Annotated in this window: 14 protein-coding genes; 5 read left to right on the forward strand and 9 right to left on the reverse strand. The window is 73.0% G+C overall.

Going from position 1 to position 19,189, the window contains the following annotated elements; translation table 11 throughout:
- Window positions 1–141: 141 nt before the first annotated feature.
- Window positions 142–1,413, forward strand: a complete 1,272-nt coding sequence (locus ACZ4Z1_RS05175; RefSeq protein WP_468485207.1) for a DNA glycosylase AlkZ-like family protein — start codon at window positions 142–144, stop codon at window positions 1,411–1,413.
- A gap of 28 nt (window positions 1,414–1,441) precedes the next feature.
- Here ACZ4Z1_RS05175 and ACZ4Z1_RS05180 read toward each other — a convergent pair whose 3' ends face one another.
- The 3 genes from ACZ4Z1_RS05180 to ACZ4Z1_RS05190 form a co-directional block, all read right to left on the reverse strand.
- A complete protein-coding gene (locus tag ACZ4Z1_RS05180; protein ID WP_468485419.1) occupies window positions 1,442–4,342 on the reverse strand; it encodes a serine/threonine-protein kinase in 2,901 nt (966 codons plus the stop codon).
- 369 nt (window positions 4,343–4,711) lie between these two features.
- On the reverse strand, window positions 4,712–6,940 hold the full coding sequence (locus ACZ4Z1_RS05185) for a serine/threonine-protein kinase (protein ID WP_468485208.1): 2,229 nt from the start codon (window positions 6,938–6,940) through the stop codon (window positions 4,712–4,714).
- A 928-nt stretch (window positions 6,941–7,868) separates the two neighbouring features.
- Window positions 7,869–9,575, reverse strand: a complete 1,707-nt coding sequence (locus tag ACZ4Z1_RS05190; protein ID WP_468485209.1) for a glycerol-3-phosphate dehydrogenase/oxidase — start codon at window positions 9,573–9,575, stop codon at window positions 7,869–7,871.
- A gap of 209 nt (window positions 9,576–9,784) precedes the next feature.
- Between ACZ4Z1_RS05190 and ACZ4Z1_RS05195 the strand changes: the two genes are divergently transcribed.
- Together ACZ4Z1_RS05195 and ACZ4Z1_RS05200 are read left to right on the forward strand one after the other, a co-directional pair.
- Window positions 9,785–11,086, forward strand: coding sequence for a nucleotide sugar dehydrogenase (locus tag ACZ4Z1_RS05195; RefSeq protein ID WP_468485210.1), 1,302 nt, complete (start codon window positions 9,785–9,787; stop codon window positions 11,084–11,086).
- A gap of 157 nt (window positions 11,087–11,243) precedes the next feature.
- A complete protein-coding gene (locus tag ACZ4Z1_RS05200; RefSeq protein ID WP_468485211.1) occupies window positions 11,244–11,771 on the forward strand; it encodes a hypothetical protein in 528 nt (175 codons plus the stop codon).
- 91 nt (window positions 11,772–11,862) lie between these two features.
- Here the strand turns inward: ACZ4Z1_RS05200 and ACZ4Z1_RS05205 are convergent, their stop codons facing one another.
- From ACZ4Z1_RS05205 to ACZ4Z1_RS05225, 5 genes are all read right to left on the reverse strand, one after another.
- A complete protein-coding gene (locus ACZ4Z1_RS05205) occupies window positions 11,863–12,990 on the reverse strand; it encodes a GuaB3 family IMP dehydrogenase-related protein (RefSeq protein WP_468485212.1) in 1,128 nt (375 codons plus the stop codon).
- Window positions 12,991–13,062: 72 nt separating this feature from the next.
- The gene (locus ACZ4Z1_RS05210) at window positions 13,063–13,335 is read right to left on the reverse strand and encodes a hypothetical protein (protein ID WP_468485213.1); all 273 of its coding nucleotides are present in this window, start codon (window positions 13,333–13,335) and stop codon (window positions 13,063–13,065) included.
- 37 nt (window positions 13,336–13,372) lie between these two features.
- Complete coding sequence (gene guaB / locus ACZ4Z1_RS05215; protein ID WP_468485214.1) at window positions 13,373–14,875, reverse strand: IMP dehydrogenase; 1,503 nt, start codon at window positions 14,873–14,875, stop codon at window positions 13,373–13,375.
- Between the two features lie 221 nt (window positions 14,876–15,096).
- A complete protein-coding gene (locus ACZ4Z1_RS05220; protein ID WP_003984493.1) occupies window positions 15,097–15,672 on the reverse strand; it encodes a sigma-70 family RNA polymerase sigma factor in 576 nt (191 codons plus the stop codon).
- 281 nt (window positions 15,673–15,953) lie between these two features.
- A complete protein-coding gene (locus tag ACZ4Z1_RS05225; RefSeq protein ID WP_003948568.1) occupies window positions 15,954–16,565 on the reverse strand; it encodes a response regulator transcription factor in 612 nt (203 codons plus the stop codon).
- Between the two features lie 379 nt (window positions 16,566–16,944).
- On the opposite strand from ACZ4Z1_RS05225, the gene ACZ4Z1_RS05230 reads away from it, so the two are divergent.
- Complete coding sequence (locus tag ACZ4Z1_RS05230; protein WP_468485215.1) at window positions 16,945–17,277, forward strand: WhiB family transcriptional regulator; 333 nt, start codon at window positions 16,945–16,947, stop codon at window positions 17,275–17,277.
- Between the two features lie 181 nt (window positions 17,278–17,458).
- On the opposite strand, the gene ACZ4Z1_RS05235 is transcribed toward ACZ4Z1_RS05230, so the two are convergent.
- A complete protein-coding gene (locus tag ACZ4Z1_RS05235; RefSeq protein ID WP_468485216.1) occupies window positions 17,459–18,370 on the reverse strand; it encodes a LysR family transcriptional regulator in 912 nt (303 codons plus the stop codon).
- Between the two features lie 79 nt (window positions 18,371–18,449).
- Here ACZ4Z1_RS05235 and ACZ4Z1_RS05240 point away from each other — a divergent pair, with 79 nt between their 5' ends.
- Window positions 18,450–19,115 carry an MOSC domain-containing protein gene (locus tag ACZ4Z1_RS05240; protein ID WP_468485217.1) on the forward strand — a complete coding sequence of 222 codons (666 nt, stop codon included), beginning with the start codon at window positions 18,450–18,452 and terminating at the stop codon, window positions 19,113–19,115.
- The last annotated feature ends 74 nt before the right edge of the window (window positions 19,116–19,189 follow it).

Genomic DNA, 19,189 nt, shown 5'->3' on the forward strand with positions numbered 1-19,189 from the left:
CGCGACAACGCTCCTGACGGGCCGTCAGGTGGCAGGCTAGCCGGGCTCCCACGCCCCGGCAAGGCACACGGCGAGAGCCTGACGCGCGCCACCGGCCCCGTAGGACAGCCCCCGCCCTACACCCCCCGTACTGTCGGCACCATGAGCCCCGCCACCCCCCGCCCCCGCATCGACGCCGCCCAGCGCCGCGCCCGTCTCGGGCACCGGCAGCTGCTCGCGGCCGCCGCCAAGGCCGCCACGGCGGAGGAGGCGGCCGACGCCCTCGTGGGCCTGCACGCCACGGACGCCGCCACCGTGCATCTCACGGCCCGGGCCCGACTGGCCGATCCGGACCCCGACGAGCTCGACCGCGCCCTCTACCGGGACCGCACCCTCGTCCGGATGCTGTGCATGCGCCGGACGCTCTTCGCCGTCAGCACCACGCTGGCCCCCGTGGTGGCCGCGTCCGCCGCGGCCCCGGTCGCCGCCAAGGAACGGCTCGCCATGACCAAGTGGGTCATCGAGGGCCTGCCGGACTGGGACGCACGGCGGCTGGCCGAGGTGGAGGCCAGAACTCTCGCCGCACTCGAAGCGCGCGGTGAGGCCACCGCCGCCGATCTCGCCGCCGACGTGCCCGAACTGCGCGCCACGATCGTGGTGTCCCCCGGCAAGCCGTACGAAGCCACCGTCGCGGTCTCCAGCCGCATCCTCCGCACCCTCGCCGCCGAGGGGCGGGTCCGGCGCAGCCGGCCGCGCGGCGGCTGGACCAGCAGTTCCTTCCGCTGGTCACCCGGCACCGCCTGGGCCGACCTGCCCGCACCCGACCCCGCCGCGGCCAGGGCCGAGCTGGCCCGCCGCTGGCTGGCGTCGTACGGCCCGGCGACGGTCGAGGACCTCAAGTGGTGGACGGGCTGGACCCTCACCGACGCCCGGCGCGCGGCCGCCGCCGCGGGTGCGGTCGAGGTCGAGGTGGACCTGTCCGAGGGCGCACGCTCCGGCTCCGGCTCCGGGGCGCGGTCGGGGGCCGGCTCCCGTGCGGGGTCCGGCTCCGAAGCCGTCTCCGTCCCTGGTCTCGCCCTCCCCGACGACCTGGATCCCGTACCGGATCCCGCGCCCTGGGCGGCCCTGCTGCCCTCCCTGGACCCGACCGCCATGGGCTGGAAGCACCGCGACTGGTATCTCGACCCGGACCACGTCCGCCCCCTCTTCGACCGCAACGGCAACATCGGCCCCACCGTCTGGTGGAACGGCCGCGTCATCGGCGGCTGGGCCCAGCGCCCCGGAGGCGATGTCACCTGGCGCCTCCTGACGGACGCGGGCCGGGAGGCGGCGGAGGCCGTAGGCGCCGAGGCGGAGCGGCTGACGCGGTGGACCGGGGACGTACGGGTCACGCCTCGCTTCCGTACCCCGCTGGAGCGGGAGTTGAGCGCGTGAGAGCCGGTGCCCGAAGGCCGGCGGGTGGCTAACCGGGCCGGTAGGACCCCGTCGCCTGGTCGTACAGGCGGTCGACCTCGCGGCGTTCGTTGTCCGGGCCGATGACCAGGATGACGTGGTAGCGGCCTTCGTGGATCATCGCGAGGTTGCGCACGTAGACCTGGCGGCCGCTGCTGTCCTGCCAGGTGAAGGTGCCCTCGGCCATCGCGGCCTTGCCGACGTCGATACGGCGCAGGCCGGAGGAGCCGGACCAGCTGGACTCCCGGTACGGGGCCAGTTCCGCCTCCTTGTCCTGCTGGTAGGCCATCGGATCGGTGCCGTAGCGGGACGTCGTGTCGCGGCCGGGCACGATCAGCAGCTCGAAGTCGTTCCCCAGATAACGGACCTGGCCGCGCTCGTTCTCCCCACGACGCTGCCAGCCCTGGTGGACGGCGACCTGGAAGCCCTCCGGGTCCTTGCGGACCGCGAAGCCTTCGGCGAGGTCGGCGGGTTCGGTCGTCTGCGGCTGCTGTTTGCGTGAGCCCTGGTCGCCGGAGCGGTCGTCGGGCGTCGAGCTCTGCGTGCCCACCGCGCCCCCGCGCTCCCGCACGCTGCCCGCGCCGCCCTCGCCCGAGCCGGTCTTCGGCATGAACAGCACCGCGGCCAGGATCGTGCCCACCACGAGCAGCAGCACGAGCCCGACGAGAAGCAGCCCGAGGCGGCGCGGGCTGCCTGAGCCCGTAGATGTGGCGCCCTCGACGCGCCGGAACTGCCTGGCCGGGCGGTGGTGTCCGGCGGGGCGGGGCTGCTTGGGCGCGCGGGCCGGTTCGGGCCGGCGCGGGGGCCGGGCTGTGGCCGCGGTGTGCGGGGGTGGGGGCGGCGGTGAGGAAGAAGGTTGGTGGGAGTGGCGGGAGTGGTGGTCGTTCTGGGTGGGATGCGGGTGTGACTGGGGGTTTGCGTGCGGCTGTGGCTGCGGGTGGGTGGGGTGTTGAGACTGGGGCGCCGGTGGCGTGCGGTGCTGCGGCTGCTCGGCGGGCGTCTCGGTGAGGCCGGGCTGGGCGTGCTGGGTGGTCTCCCGGTACGCCACGGCGGAACGCCTGCCCTTCGGCTGGCGCGGCGGCTTGGCCGGGCGCGGCGGCCGGGACTGGCGCGCCTTCTTGTGCCGCCCTTGCCGCCCCTTGCGTACGAGTTCGCCCCGGCGCCGCAGGATCGGCAGCCGCCGCGAGTCACCGGGCCCTTCCAGCGACGGTACGGTCACGACCCGGCTGCCCACCTCCGGCTCCGGCGCGGTACGGATCAGCGACCGCAGCCAGCCGCGCAGCTCCTCGAAGTCCGGGCGGTCGGCCGGGTCCTGCCGCATCAGCGACTCGACGACGGGCCGCAGCGCGCCGCACTCCTCGGCGTACGACGGCGGCTCCGAGCACACCAGCTGCACCAGCTCGGCGGCGCTGTCCTCGGGGTAGGCGGAGTGCCCCTGCACGATCCGGAACAGCAGCGCGCCGACCGCCCACAGGTCGGTGGCGGGGCCGATCGGGGGCGCGAGCTGCCAGTTGGCGTGCACCGGACCGGCCTGCTCCGGCGCCCAGCGCTCGGTGACCGGGCCGACGACGCTGATGCGTATCTGCCGCGCCCGCTCGGCGGCCAGGGCCGCGCCCGGACGCCCGTAGGAACCGGCCGGGGCCTGGCCTTCCGGCTGCTGCGGCGGCTCCTTCGGCCCGTCAAGCCTCCTCGGCTCGTGAGGTCTCCTCGGCTCGTACGCCCCCGCCCACTCCTCCGTCCTCTCCGGCGCCTTGGCCAGGGAGGGACCCGACTCCGGCGCCGGGCGCTGTATCGGCAGCGGATTCGGGACCCGTACGCCACCCGGGTGCGGCCCCGGTCCCGGGAGGCTGCCGCCGTACGCGGCGCTGCCCGGCCGCGTCGGAGGCGCCGGCGCGGTGATGTGGTCCCGGTACGGGCTGAAGTGCGGGTCGGCGGGGTGCGCGCGGCCGGCGGGCCAGGGCGCGGGTGGGCCGTCGCCGGTGGCCGTGCTGCCGGTGGCGGTGTTGCCGGCAGCCTTGTGGCCGGTGGCCGTACGAGCGGCCGCCGCACGGGTGCCCGCCTGGTATGCGGCGATGGCCCCGGCCCGGGCCCGGCGGGCATCCGCTTCGGACGCGGCGCCCGTCCCTCCGTCACCGCCCGCTTCCGGAACGGAATCCTCCGCCTCGGTCCCCGCATCGGCCGACGCGGAAACCTGCTCCGGCACGGAGACCTGATGCGACGCGGAGACCTGATGCGACGCGGAAGAAGCCTGCCCCGGCACCGACACCCGCCCCGGAACAGGCGCGCCCTCTCCCGCCGCCCCCTCCCCCGGCACCGGGTCGTACCCGCACAGCGCCTCCTCCGCCGCACCCGCCGCCAGGCCGGTCAGGATCGCCCGCCCGTCGTCGCAGACCAGGACCGTACGGACGGTGATGTTGCGGTGGGTCCAGCCGTGCGCGTGCAGGGCGCGCAGGGCGGTGAGGAGGTCGGCGGCGACCTCCGCCGCCCGGTGCGGAGTGAGGGTGCGTTCGGCGAGGAGAGCGGCGAGCGGGCGGGCGGCGACGCGTTCGCTGACGATCCACAGGCTGCCGTCCTGGGCGAAGACGTCGAAGACCTGATCGAGTTGCGGGTGGTCCGGCAGCCGGGCCGCGGCGGTCGCGGCCTCCAGGGCGCGCCGTACGGCGGGGTCCTGCGGCGTGCGGTCGGCGCCGGGCGCCCGGTGTCCGTACTCGCCCGGCACGGGCCGCCCGCACGGGTGACCGGTGTCCAGGAGTTCGGCGTCCACGACCTCGGGCAGCGGCACCTGCCGGACGAGGACCTCCTGCCCGCTGTACGTGTCGAAGGCGCGGGTCTCGGCGGACTCGTACTCGTCCGCCGGCGGCACCGGCAGCCGGTAGCGCTCGGCGAGCACTCTTCCCGCGTACTCGTCCACGACGCCTCCCAGCGCGCGATTCACGCCGCCTGCCGGTCTTTGTCCGGGATCTCCCGGCCCCACCGGTTACCCCGAGTGGTCAAAACCGGTCGCATATCTTCCGATTGCGGCTGCGTACGGTCTTCGGGGTCTCACGATACGTGCCGGAGGCGTGAGTTGAGGAGCGCTCCGGCCAACAGTTCCCCCAGGACTTCGCTTCCGCCCTGCGCCCGTCACCGCGCACACCGCGACAGCCTGCGCACCTCTCCGGTACGCACGCCGCGGAAGGCATGTTGTTCACCTGGGAAGGCCGGCCCGTGCCCCGGAAGGCCGTGCCGTGCCCCGGAAGGCCGTGCCGTGCCCCGGAAGGCCGTGCCGTGAGCCGAGAGGTCAGTCCTTCACCTGGAAGGTCGCGAACGCGGTGTCCCGCAGCTGCCGGCACTCCGCCGCGTCCCAGGCGTCCGCCTTGCAGGTGACCATGATCGCGTAGCCGTGCTGGTCGTCCGCCCGGAAGCCGCGGTTGAGCACGCGTACGTCCTGGCCGTTCTGCTTGCGCGTGAACGACCAGTCGGCGACCGTCGGGTAGCCGCGCCACTCGATCGCCCTGATGTCGATGCGGTGGTAGTTCTGGACGCTGCCGCGGACGGCGGGCTCCAGGCTGCGCCAGGCGGCCGCGGCGTCACTGCCGGGCTTGGCGTTGTAGTCGATCTGCACGCGCGGGAAACCGCCCGAGGCGCTGTAGATCGCGCCGGAGTTCCGGCCGGCCGTGTCCGTCTGCTTCCAGCCGGACGGCAGCGCCACGGCGAAGTGGAACCCGCCGTTCGCCACCGTCGCGTAGCCCTGCGGCACCGCCTTGCCCTGAGCGTCGCCGCCCGGCTTGCCGTTCTGGCCGCCGCCCGGCCTGCCGTCCGACGGCCGGGACGCGTTCCCGTCGGCGCCCTCGCCCGTGTCGCCGCCCCCGGACGGTTCGGCCTGGCCGGTGGCGGCCTGGCCGGCGCCCGCCGCCCGGCCGCCGCCCTGCTCGTCGTTCCCGCTGAGCGCGAAGGCCAGCACCGTGCCGAGCACGGCGAGCACCACGACCACGGCAACGATGACGAGCGTACGGCGGGGTACGACATCGGTGACGGACGCCCGCGGCGGGCCGGACGGGCGCGTGCCGTCGGCCGGCTTCGACTCCGGGCGGGCCGCGGCGGCCGCGGCGGCCGCCGCCTTGCGCACCGCCTGGAGCGCGGTGCGCACCTTCTCCTTGGCGCCCTCCGACTCGAAGCCCGTCCGGCCGGCCGAGCCGACCGCCGTCGGCCAGTTCTTCGGCCCGTTCGTCGAACCGGTCTGCGCCGACTGGCTGCCGGTGGTGCTCCGCGTCGTCGAGGCGGACGCCGCCGCACCTCCGGCCCCCGTGCCCGTACCCGGTCCGGTACGGGCAGCCGTGCGCGTACGGGAATCCACACCCGTACGCGACCCCGGGCCGGATCCCGTGCGCGACCCGGTGTCCGCGAGCGGCGCGGCAGCCGACGCCGCACCCGCACCCGCACCCGCGGCCGACGACCCCGGGCGCGAGGCGCCACGGCGCGCTTCCGGCGCGCGTCTCTCGGCTTCCTTGGCGCGCGGCTTGGGCTTCCACTGCGGGCGCGGCACCGACGGCTTCGACCGGGTCTGCTCCCGGTCACGGTCCTTGTCCCGGCCACGGTCCCCGGCCTTCGCCGGGGGCTCCTCGGGGACGACCGGCAGCGCCATCGCCCGCGTGGCGTCCGGGGCGGGCGGTTCCGGTCCGGTGTCCTCCGGCGCGCTGGCCGCGTCCAGGAGCAGCGCCCGCGCCGCCCGGTCGTCGAGCCGCGCCGCCGGATCCTTCACCAGCAGCCCGTAGATGACCTCTTCCAGCATGCCGGCGCTCTTCGGCGGCTCCAGCGGCTCGGTCATCACCGCGGTCAGAGTGGCGATCGCCGACCCCTTGTCGTACGGAGGCACGCCCTCGACACAGGCGTACAGCAGGCCGCCCAGCGACCACAGGTCCGCCGGCGGGCCCGGCTTCTGGCCGCGGGCCCGCTCGGGCGATATGTAGGAGGGGGCGCCGACGAGCATGCCGGTGGAGGTCACCGAGGGGTCGCCCTCGACCTGGGCGATACCGAAGTCGGTGAGCACGACCCGGCCGTCGTCGGACATCAGGACGTTGGAGGGCTTCACGTCGCGGTGCAGGATGCCCTCGCGGTGGGCGGCGCACAGCACATCGAGGACGGCGAGGCCGACCTCGGCCGCCCGGCGGGGCGTCAGCGGGCCGTCGTCGCGCACCACCTCGGCGAGCGAGCGGCCCTCGACCAGCTCCATGACGATCCACGGACGGTCGTCCTCGTCGACCACGTCGTAGACCGTGACCGCGCCGTTGTTGCGGATCCGGGCGATCGCCTTGGCCTCCCGCAGCGTACGGGTGATCAGGCGGCGCTTCTCGTCCTCCTCGACCCCGCCAGGGAAGCGCAGTTCCTTGACCGCGACCGTACGGCCGAGCACTTCGTCCCGTGCGCGCCAGACCGTACCCATTCCGCCCCGGCCGAGGACTTCGGCGAGCCGGTACCGGCCGGCGAGCAGCCTGCCCTCCTTGCCGTCCATCTCGACCTCGTCGCCCACTGAATCCCCTCTGCAATCCAGCCGAGTTGGCATCTCGAACACTTGTCGATCACCAAACTGGCCCAACTCGGACAACCCACCCTGGCGGAGCCTTCATTCTCTCTCATCCGCGCCCGTGGGGAAGGCCAGGGTCCACGACTCGGCGCCTGTTGTGCACCAGCCATGATGGCCTGGAAGGGCGGCATCCCCGCTGACGAGGGCATCGTCGGCGCGGTGCCGACGGGCCCCGGGACGGAAAACGCGGACCGGGGCGAGGGCGGAACCGCGATGCACCGCGCCCCTCCCGCCGTCTCCCGGACCGCGGGCGCCAGGGCCCGGTGCGCCGCCCGCTCCGTCGCCGTCTCCGACACCTCCGGACCCGCCGCCCGCACCTCCGACACCACCGGTCTCATCTCCTCCAGCGCCTCCCGCGTCCCTTTCGTCACTCCGCCCGGCTCCGCCCCCCTTCCCTCCGCTCACTCCGATGCCCCTACTCCCTCCACGCCCTCAGCCCTCCCCTCGGTTCTCCCCGCGTCCCGCGCATCGCACCCGCCCGTACCTTCCTTCGCCTGCTCACCCTCACCGCCATCCTGACGGCCCTCGCCCCCCCCCGCACCGCGTACTCCGGCGGCCGGGCCCCGCAGTGCATGGCCCCGCTCCCGGGCTGCCCGAGCCGTACGGGCGGGACTGCTCCCCCGTCGGCGCGCGCCGGGTGGAGTCCACCGCCCTCGGTCCGAGCCGCGCGGGACACGGCAGCCACGCAACGCGAAGCGGACGGACGGTACGTACTGAGCCTGCGCGACAACACGGACACGGCGAAGACGACGGCCGGGACACCCGCGGTGCCGGCGGCGGAGTCCTGCCGGGCGGGTCCGAACGCGTCGGGTCCGGACGCGTCACCTCCGGATGCATCGACTCCGCCCGGCAGGGCCGGCTGGGGGCCGGGGCCCTACAGCGGCACGATGTCCGGCGCCCCCAACCGTGCCGCGTCGGCGGTCAGATCGTCCGGCTGCCGCTGCGACTCGCGCTCCGCCTCCACCCGCTTCTCGTAGTGCTGCACCTCGCGGTCGACCTGGTCCGCGTCCCAGCCCAGCACCGGCGCCATCAGTTCCGCGCACTCGCGGGCGCTGCGGGTGCCCCGGTCGAAGGTCTCGATGGAGATGCGCGTACGCCGGGTGAGGACGTCGTCGAGGTGCCGGGCGCCCTCGTGGGTGCAGGCGTAGACGACCTCGGCCCGCAGGTAGTCGTCGGCGGCGGCGAGCGGGTCGCCGAGCGCCGGGTCGGCGAGGATCAGTTCGAAGACCTCGTCGGCCAGGGAGCCGTAACGGTTCAGCAGGTGCTCGACGCGCACCACGTGCAGACCGGTGCGTGCCGCCGTGTGGGCCCGCGCGTTCCACTTCGCCTTGTAGCCCTCGGCGCCGGCCAGCGGCGTGTCCTCGGTGACGCACTCGGCCACCCTCTGGTCGAGCCCGTGCACCGCCTCGTCCACCGCGTCCTTGGCCATCACCCGGTACGTCGTGTACTTGCCGCCCGCGACCACCACGACCCCCGGCACCGGGTGCGCGACCGTGTGCTCGCGCGACAGCTTGCTGGTCGCGTCCGACTCGCCCGCCAGCAGGGGGCGCAGGCCCGCGTAGACGCCCTCGACGTCGTCGCGCGTCAGCGGCGTCGCGAGCACCGAGTTCACGTGCTCCAGCAGGTAGTCGATGTCGGCGCTGGACGCGGCCGGGTGCGCCTTGTCCAGGTCCCAGTCCGTGTCGGTCGTCCCGACGATCCAGTGCCGGCCCCACGGGATGACGAAGAGCACGCTCTTCTCCGTGCGCAGGATCAGCCCGGTCGTCGAGTGGATCCGGTCCTTGGGCACGACCAGGTGGATGCCCTTCGACGCCCGTACGTGGAACTGGCCGCGCTCCCCGATCAGGGCCTGTGTGTCGTCGGTCCACACGCCGGTCGCGTTCACCACCTGGCGTGCCCGTACCTCGTACTCACCCCCTGCCTCCACATCCTGCACCCTGGCACCGACAACGCGTTCGCCCTCGCGCAGGAAGCCGACCACCCGGGCCCGGTTGGCGGCGTCCGCCCCGTAGGCGGTGGCGGTGCGGACGAGGTTCATCACGAAGCGGGCGTCGTCCATCTGGGCGTCGTAGTACTGCAACGCGCCGACCAGGGCGTCCTTCTTCAGGCAGGGCGCGACGCGCAGGGCGCACTTGTGCGAGAGGTGCCGGTGGACGGGCAGGCCGCGGCCGTGGCCCGAGGAGACCGACATGCCGTCGTACAGGGCGACGCCGGAGCCCGCGTACCAGCGCTCCCAGCCCTTGTGGGTGAGCGGGTAGAGGAACGGGACCGGCTTGACCAGGTGCGGTGCGAGCCGTTCCAGCAGCAGTCCGCGCTCCTTGAGCGCTTCGCGTACGAGCGCGAAGTCCAGCATCTCCAGGTACCGCAGCCCGCCGTGGATGAGCTTGCTCGACCGGCTCGACGTGCCCGACGCCCAGTCACGGGCCTCGACCAGTCCGGTGTCCAGACCGCGGGTCGCCGCGTCCAGTGCCGTGCCGGCGCCGACGACTCCGCCGCCGACCACCAAAATGTCCAGCTCCCGTTCGGCCATCCGTGCGAGCGCTTCGGCACGCTGGGCCGGTCCGAGTGTCGCTGTCCTCACCGCTGCCTCCCGCTGTGGTCGGGGCCACACTCCCCGTCCGTCGATTTTGGCCGCGCCACCGGCCCGTATCCACCCTCCGGCGGGCAGGGCAACACCCCGCCGCACCGGTCCGCCAATCCCTATTCTGGGCCAAATGTCCGCTTAGTCTACTTATGCTCTTATGCTTCAACGCCTCATCCGGAACCGCTCGGGAAGGACGGCAGCCAGCCATGCCCGCAGACCTCGCCGTCATCGGACTAGGCCATATCGGCCTCCCCCTCGCCCAGGCCGCCACCCTCGCCGGCGTCCGCACCATCGGCTACGACCCCGAACCGCCACCGGCGACGGCCGCACCGGGCGCCCCCGCGGCCGCGCCCCCGGAAGGACGCCCGGCCGCCACCGCGCCCGCCGCGCACAACCCGCTCACCGCACCCGAAGTCCGCCGGCTGCTCTCGGCCGGCTTCCGCAGCACCGACGACCCCACCGTGCTCGGCCGGGTCCGTACGGCTGTCATCTGCGCCCCCACCCCACTCGGCGAGGACGGCGCCCTCGACCTGACCGCGGTCGCCGACGCCGCCCGCGTACTGGCGGCGCACCTGCGCCCGCACACCACGGTGGTCCTCGAATCCACCGTCTACCCGGGCACCACCGAGGAATTCCTGCGCCCCCTCCTGGAAGAGGGCTCCGGCCTGACCGCGGGACGCGACTTCCACCTCGCCTGCTCCCCCGCCCGCCACGACCCCGGCAACCGCACCCACCCCTACGCCACCGTCCCGAAGGTCATCGGCGGCCTGACCCCCGCCTGCACGGAAGCCGCGGCGGCGTTCTACGGCCGGCTCACCGACAAGGTCGTACGCGCCCGCGGCCCGCGCGAGGCGGAGACGGCCAAGCTGCTGGAGACCAATTACCGGCACCTGAACATCGCGCTCATGAACGAGATGGCGGTGCTCTGCCACGACATCGGCGTCGACCTGTGGGACGTCATCCGCTGCGCCGAGACCAAGCCGTTCGGCTTCCAGGCGTTCCGCCCCGGCCCCGGCGTCGGCGGCCACACCGCCCCCATCGACCCCAACTACTATTCCTACAAGGGCCGTTCACTCGGCTACCCGCTGCGCCTGGTCGAGCTGGCGCAGGAGGTCAACAGCCGGATGCCGCGCTACGTCGTACAGCGCTGCGCGACCCTGCTCAACGAGCACGGCAAGTCCGCGCGCGGCGCCCGCGTCCTGCTCCTCGGCGTCACCTACAAGCCGGACACCGGCGACGAGGAAGGCTCCCCCGCCCGCGAAGTCGCCTCCCGGCTCATGGAGTTGGGCGCGCACATCACGTACCACGACCCGTACGTCCACCAGTGGCAGGTCCGGGACCGGCCCGTCCCGCGCGCCGACGCCCTCTACGAGGCCGCCGCAGGGGCCGACCTCACGCTGCTGCTCCAGCACCACCGCACGTACGACCTCCAGGGCCTGGCGGTCAAGGCCCAGCTGCTGCTGGACACCCGGGGGGCGACGCCGACGGGTTCCGCACACCGGCTCTGAGCACCGGCTCCGAGCGCAGCTCCGGGCACAGCGGAATTCCATAGTGGACATGTCAGACCGGTCTGTTAGCTTGTGTCCGCGCATCGAACGTAGTGCGCGTCCACACCGACCGGTCCCGCGCCCAGCGCCACGACGGTCACCACCTCGGGGGAACCTCATGAGTCAGCCCTGGCCGCCCGCGCCTCAGCAGCCGCAGCAGCCCAACCAGCCGCCGCAGGCTCCGTACGGCGCTCCCGCACCGGGCGGCTTCCCGGCACCGATGGCCCCGCCCGCCGCCCGCCAGGGCAACGCCGGCCTGGCCGTCGCGCTCGGCGTCGTCGTCACGCTGGTCGCGGCCGGTATCTACGGCGCGGTCCTCAAGGCCGTCGACGGCGCCTCCATCGGATACGCGGCGCTCGCCGTCGGCGCGCTGATCGGTGCCGTCGTGGGCAAGGTCGGCGGCCGCGGCGCCGCGCTGCCGGTCGTCGCCGCGGTGCTCGGTCTGGCCGGGCTCTACCTCGGTCAGGTCTTCGGCATGGCCCTCCTCACGGCCGACGCCGCGCACGCCACGCTCACCGAGACCGTCTTCGGCCACTTCGACCTGGTCCACGCGGTGTGGAAGGAGTACCTCGGCGCGATCGACGTGGTCTTCTACCTGCTGGCGGGGGCCGGCGGCTTCCAGGTCGCCAAGAAGCTGGGCGCCTGACGGATCGCACGACACGAAGGGCCCGGACCGCACACGCGGTCCGGGCCCTTCGGGCGTCACAGGCGGCCGGGCGAACCCGCCCGGCCGGCCGTCAGTGCTTGTCGTGCTGCGACGGCGCGACCGTCACCTCGACCCGCTGGAACTCCTTCAGCTCGGAGTAGCCGGTGGTCGCCATCGCCCGGCGCAGCGCGCCGAAGAAGTTCATCGAACCGTCCGGCCTGTTCGAGGGACCGCACAGGATCTCCTCGGTGGTGCCGACCGCGCCCAGGTCCATCCGCTTGCCGCGCGGCACGTCCTCGTGCACGGCCTCCATGCCCCAGTGGTGGCCGCGGCCCGGCGCGTCCGTGGCGCGCGCCAGCGGCGAGCCCATCATCACGGCGTCCGCGCCGCAGGCGATGGCCTTGGGCAGGTCGCCGGACCAGCCCACGCCGCCGTCGGCGATCACGTGCACGTACCGGCCGCCGGACTCGTCCATGTAGTCCCGGCGGGCGGCGGCCACGTCGGCCACCGCGGTCGCCATCGGCACCTGGATGCCGAGCACGTTACGGGTGGTGTGCGCGGCGCCACCGCCGAAGCCGACGAGCACGCCCGCCGCGCCGGTGCGCATCAGGTGCAGGGCCGCGGTGTACGTGGCGCAGCCGCCGACGATCACCGGGACGTCCAGCTCGTAGATGAACTGCTTCAGGTTCAGCGGCTCGGCGGCCGAGGAGACGTGCTCCGCGGAGACGGTGGTGCCGCGGATGACGAAGATGTCCACGCCCGCGTCCACGACGGCCTTGGAGAACTCGGCCGTGCGCTGCGGCGAGAGCGCGGCGGCGGTGACCACACCGGAGTCGCGCACCTCCTTGAGGCGCTGCCCGATCAGCTCTTCCTTGATCGGCGCGGCGTAGATCTCCTGGAGCCGCTTGGTGGCGGCGTCGCCGTCCAGCTCCGCGATCTCCGCGAGCAGCGGCTCCGGGTCCTCGTAGCGCGTCCAGAGCCCTTCCAGGTTCAGTACGCCCAGGCCGCCCAGCTCACCGATGCGGATCGCGGTCTGCGGCGAGACGACCGAATCCATCGGGGCCGCCAGGAACGGCAGCTCGAAACGGTAGGCATCGATCTGCCAGGCGATCGAGACCTCCTTCGGGTCGCGGGTGCGCCGACTCGGTACGACGGCGATGTCGTCGAAGGCGTACGCCCGGCGGCCGCGCTTGCCGCGCCCGATCTCGATCTCAGTCACGTGTTGGCCCTTCCATACGATTACGTCCCCAGTATCCCCGACCGGGGACGCTGGGGACGTATCAGGGCTTGATCACTCCTCGTTTTCGAGGAGCACCTGCGAGGTGTCCACGACATGGACCACGAGGACGATCAGCAGACCGTCGCTGATGACGTACTCGATCGCGATGTTCTGGGTGAGCGCCAGCGACCGGGTGTTCTCGTCGTTCGGAAACGGTATCGAGATCTTCGGCCGTGGGTCGTCCGCGAGCTTCTTGAGGCCCCGCTCCAGCGAAGCCCGGCGGTCCTCGGTCAAAGTGTCGCGCATGTGAGCCGCGCGTTCGCTGTAACTCACCGAGTACGACATCAGACCCCCTTGAACAGGCGCCTCAAGCCTACCGGCTTCACCGCCGCGCGTAGTTCGGCGCCTCGGTCACCATCTGCACGTCGTGCGGGTGGCTCTCCTTCAGGCCCGCCGCGGTGATGCGGACGAAGCGGCCCTTGTCCTTCAGCTCCTCGATGCTCGCCGAGCCGACGTAGCCCATGGAGGCGCGCAGGCCGCCGACGAGCTGGTGGGCCACCGAGCCGAGCGGGCCGCGGTAGGGGACCTGGCCCTCGATGCCCTCGGGCACCAGCTTGTCCTCGGACAGGACGTTGTCCTGGAAGTAGCGGTCCTTGGAGAAGGAGCGCGCCTGGCCGCGGGACTGCATCGCGCCGAGCGAGCCCATGCCGCGGTACGACTTGAACTGCTTGCCGTTGATGAAGACCATCTCGCCCGGCGACTCCTCGCAGCCGGCCAGCAGCGAGCCCAGCATGACCGTGTCGGCGCCGGCCGCGATGGCCTTGGCGATGTCGCCGGAGAACTGCAGGCCGCCGTCCCCGATCAGCGGCACGCCCGCCGCGTTCGCGGCCTGCGCGGCCTCGTAGATCGCGGTGACCTGCGGCACGCCGACGCCGGCGACGACGCGGGTGGTGCAGATCGAGCCCGGGCCGACACCGACCTTGATGCCGTCCGCGCCGGCGTCGATCAGCGCCTGGGCGCCGTCACGGGTGGCGACGTTGCCGCCGACCACGTCGACGCGGATGTTGGACTTCACCTTGGCGATCATGTCGAGGATGCCGCGGCTGTGGCCGTGCGCGCTGTCCACGACCAGGAAGTCCGCGCCGGCCTCGACGAGCGCCTGGGCGCGGTCGAAGGCCTCGTCGCCGACGCCCACCGCGGCGCCGACGACCAGGCGGCCCTCGGCGTCCTTGGCCGCGTTCGGGTACTTCTCGGCCTTCACGAAGTCCTTGACCGTGATCAGACCCTTGAGGACGCCCGCGTCGTCGACCAGCGGCAGCTTCTCGATCTTGTGGCGGCGCAGCAGCTCGATGGCGTCCTCGCCGGAGATGCCGACCTTGCCGGTGACCAGCGGCATCGGGGTCATGACCTCGCGCACCTGGCGGCTGCGGTCCAGCTCGAAGGCCATGTCGCGGTTGGTGACGATGCCCAGCAGCTTGCCCGCCGCGTCGGTCACCGGCACACCGCTGATGCGGAACTTCGCACAGAGCGCGTCCGCCTCGACGAGGGTGGCGTCCGGGCGGACCGTGATCGGGTCGGTGACCATGCCGGACTCGGAGCGCTTGACCAGGTCGACCTGGTTGGCCTGGTCCTCGATGGACAGATTGCGGTGCAGCACGCCCGCGCCGCCCTGCCGCGCCATGGCGATCGCCATCCGCGCCTCGGTGACCTTGTCCATGGCGGCGGAGAGCAGCGGGATGTTCACCCGGACGTTGCGCGAGACCCGGGACGAGGTGTCGACCGCGTTCGGCAGCACCTCGGAGGCGCCGGGCAGCAGCAGCACGTCGTCATATGTCAGACCGAGCATCGCGAATTTGGCGGGCATTCCGTCGACGTTGTCAGTCATGACACCTTCCCAAATGGTCTTGCCTCAGCGCGGACACCCATGCTAACGGCCACCACAGGCGTCTCATTCCACAACCGGTGAGGAGCGCATCACTTGTGCGTTCCCATGAAAATCGCCGCGGTACGGACGTACATTCCTACGGCTGCACGATGCTTCGACTGTACGTTCCCCCGGGGTGTCCGGTCGCCCCGGCCTCCGGCACCCCGCCCCCGACGCCGCTCCTACTGCTCGGCCAGCGCCCGCAGCCGGCTCAGCGCCCGGTGCTGCGCCACCCGCACCGCGCCCGGCGACATCCCCAGCATCTGCCCGGTCTCCTCGGCCGTCAGCCCGACCGCGACCCGCAGCAGCACCAGCTCACGCTGGTTCTCCGGCAGGTTGGCCAGCAGCTTCTTGGCCCACTCGGCGTCACTGCTGAGCAGCGCCCGCTCCTCGGGGCCCAGGGAGTCGTCCGGCTGTTCGGGCATCTCGTTGGACGGCACGGCCGTGCTGCCGGGGCCGCGCATCGCGGCCCGCTGGAGGTCGGCGACCTTGTGGGCGGCGATGGCGAAGACGAACGCCTCGAAGGGCTTTCCGGTGTCCCGGTAGCGCGGCAGCGCACAGAGCACCGCGACGCAGACCTCCTGCGCCAGGTCCTCGACGAAGTGGCGCGCGTCACCCGGCAGCCGGGACAGCCGGGTGCGGCAGTAGCGCAGCGCGAGGGGGTGCACGTGGGCCAGCAGGTCGTGGGTGGCCCGGCGATCCCCTTCCACGGCGCGTGCGACGAGATCGCCGATCTCCTGAATCCCGTCATCGCGCATCGGTCCATGGTGCCTTGGCGCGGCGCGATCCGCGGCATCAGGTCCGTACTTGTGCACCGAAGCGTTATGCGCGGCAGGTGCGCCGGCTGTCATCTCCCGCGCCCTCCCCTCGCACCGGATCGGCCCGTCCCCGAGGAACTCCATACCTCAAGGATGCGGCACCGCGCGCCGAACCGGGATGCCGCTCCCGGACCGGCGCCTGCGGGACCACTTGCCACCCCGCCCGCCACGCGGCGGGCGGGGACCCTCAATCCCCCGCATCGCTGCACGTCACGGCCGTCCTAGCGGACCAGACCCCAGCGAAATCCGAGCGCGACCGCGTGGGCCCGGTCGGAGGCGCCGAGCTTCTTGAACAGCCGCCGGGCGTGGGTCTTGACCGTGTCCTCGGAGAGGAACAGCTCACGTCCGATCTCCGCGTTGGAGCGGCCGTGACTCATGCCCTCCAGCACTTGGATCTCGCGCGCGGTCAGGGTCGGGGCGGCCCCCATCTCGGCGGACCGCAGCCGGCGCGGGGCGAGCCGCCAGGTGGGGTCGGCGAGGGCCTGGGTGACCGTCGCCCGCAGTTCGGCGCGCGAGGCGTCCTTGTGCAGATAGCCGCGGGCGCCGGCGGCGACCGCCAGGGCGACCCCGTCCAGATCCTCGGCGACCGTGAGCATGATGATGCGGGCCCCGGGGTCGGCGGAGAGCAGCCGGCGCACCGTCTCGACCCCGCCTAGGCCGGGCATCCGCACGTCCATCAGAATCAGGTCCGAGCGATCGGCGCCCCAGCGGCGGAGGACTTCCTCGCCGTTGGCCGCCGTCGTCACACGCTCTACACCGGGCACGGTCGCGACCGCGCGGCGGAGCGCCTCTCGGGCAAGCGGGGAGTCGTCACAGACGAGGACGGATGTCATGACCGCCCTCCGCAGCTGATGCGCGTCACCTTGAGCCTCCAGGCTGGTACGTATCGTCACCTGAGCGATCGACCGCCTCGGACACCTGCCCGAGACCTACCTCCGCCAACCGCTTCCGCCCTCTCAACGACGGTCACTCGAAAGAGTTACGGGTTGGACAGCCCTATTCGGCACTCTACGTGAGGGCCCGGACACGCAGAAGATGCGACGCCGAGCAACGCCCCCCTTTGTAGCGCTATGCCCTATTTGGTGGCTTTTCTTCCTTTTTCACAGTGTCTGTGGCTAGATTCGCAATGAGTCATATTTACATCTACTTAGACAGTAGATGTACGGTCGTGAGCAACGAGCCCGAACCGGTACCGCTTCGAGGGGACTAGCAATGGCAGATTTCTCGCGCCTTCCGGGCCCGAACGCAGACCTCTGGGACTGGCAGCTGCTCGCCGCGTGCCGTGGCGTGGACAGTTCCCTCTTCTTCCACCCCGAGGGCGAGCGCGGCGCCGCCCGCAGCGCGCGTGAGACATCGGCGAAAGAGGTCTGCATGCGCTGCCCCGTACGCGCCCAGTGCGCGGCGCACGCCCTCGCGGTGCGCGAGCCCTACGGGGTGTGGGGCGGGCTGACGGAGGACGAGCGCGAAGAGCTGATGGGCCGGGCGCGGCACCGGCTGGTGCCGGCGACGGCGGCAGTGGGACACCCCGGCGCCGGGGGTGCTTGAGAGCACGGACTGAAGAAACGTTTCCTCAGAAACTTCACCCGGACGGCGCAATCAGGCCAGGTCCCCGCCGCGCGCCGCCCCCTGAACCCATGGCCGGACCCCGGCCGGGCGCCCCGGAGCCTGCGCCCGCCCCTCCCGGCCCGCCGTCTCGGCGGCCTGTGCGCGCCTCAGCCCCGCCGCCTCAGCGGCTGACCGCCCCCGCGAGCCGGCCGAGCATCGCCTCGACCGCCGGGACCTGCGCGAGGTCCGGCAGGGTGAGCGCCACGACCTCGCGCTGCACGCACGGCTCCATCGTGACCGTACGGACCCCCTTGTGCCGTACCGACTCCAGCGCCAGTTCCGGCAGGACGGCGACCCCGAGCCCCGCGCCGACCAGGCCGATCACCGCCGGGTAGTCGTCCGTCGCGAAGTCGATGCGCGGCGTGAAGCCCGCCCCCTCGCAGACCTCGACCAGGTGCCGCCGGCAGCGCGGGCAGCCGGCGATCCACGGTTCGCCGGCCAGGTCGGCGTAGCCCGCCGTCCCGGCCCCGGCCAGCCGGTGGGCCTCCGGGACCAGCCCCACCAGCCGGTCGACCAGGACCGGCCGGACGACCAGGTCGTCCCACTCCGCCTCGGCGGCGGGGTCGGCGCCGCGCACCTCCGGGTACCGGAAGGCGAGCGTGATCTCGCAGTCGCCGTTGCGCAGCATCTCGACCGACCGCGGCGGCTCGGCCTCGACCAGGGACACGCGGGTGCCGGGGTGGGCGGCGCGCATGGCGGCCAGGGCGGTGGGCACCAGCGTCGAGCTGCCGGAGGGGAAGGAGACCAGCCGTACCCGCCCGGCCCGCAGGCCCGCGATGGCGGCGACCTCCTCCTCGGCGGCGGTCAGCCCGGCCAGGATGCCGGTGGCGTGCCGCACCAGCGCCTCGCCCGCCTGCGTCAGCCGCATCTCGCGGCCCGTACGGATCAGCAGCGGGGTGCCGGCGGACTGCTCCAGCGCCTTCATCTGCTGGCTGACGGCGGGCTGGGTGCAGCCCAGCTCGCGGGCGGCGGCGGAGAAGGAGCCGGTCCGGGCGACGGCGCGCAGCACGCGGAGATGACGGGCCTCGATCATGCTTCGAGCATAAGCGAGCCTTGGAGCGGACGGGAAATAATGGGTCGCGGCTTTGGCCGGGTGCCAGTAGCGTGCCGCCATGAAGCTTCTGTCTGTGAATGTGGGGCGGCCGCGGCCCATGGAGTACCGCGGCGCCACGGGCAGTACGGGCATCGGGAAACAGCCCGTCGACGGGCCGGTGGCGGTCTCCGCGCCCGGTCCCAAAGGGATCGCCGGCAGCGGCCTGGCCGGTGACGCGGTGGTCAACCTCCAGCACCACGGCGGCGACGACCAGGCGGTGTACGCGTACGCCCGCGAGGACCTGGACACCTGGGAGAAGGAGCTGGGCCGCGAACTGCCTGCCGGGCTGTTCGGCGAGAACCTCACCACCAGCGGCCTGGACATCACCCACGCCCGCATCGGCGAACGCTGGCGCGTCGGCCCCCGGCTGCTGCTGGAGGTGACCTCCGCGCGCATCCCCTGCATGACCTTCCAGGGGCGGCTGGGCGAGCCGGGCTGGGTCAAGCGCTTCACGCAGGCCGGCGTGCCCGGTGCGTACCTGCGGGTCGTCGAGCCGGGAGAGATACGCGCCGGGGACACCATCACCGTCGAGCACCGCCCGGACCACGACGTGACGATCGCCCTCGCCTTCCGCGGCATGACCACGGAGCGCCCGGTGCTGCCGCGGCTCCTGGAGGCGGGCGAGGCACTCCACCCGGAGCTGCGCGAATGGGCGCTCAAGTACATCCGTGACCAAGAGGCTTGAACCGGGTGAACGGGGCGCCGCGGCCCCGGCCGGTGCGTAGCGGCCGGGGCGAGTGGCGTGTCCGTATGCGGATA

This window comes from Streptomyces sp. NPDC030165 (assembly GCF_055573595.1).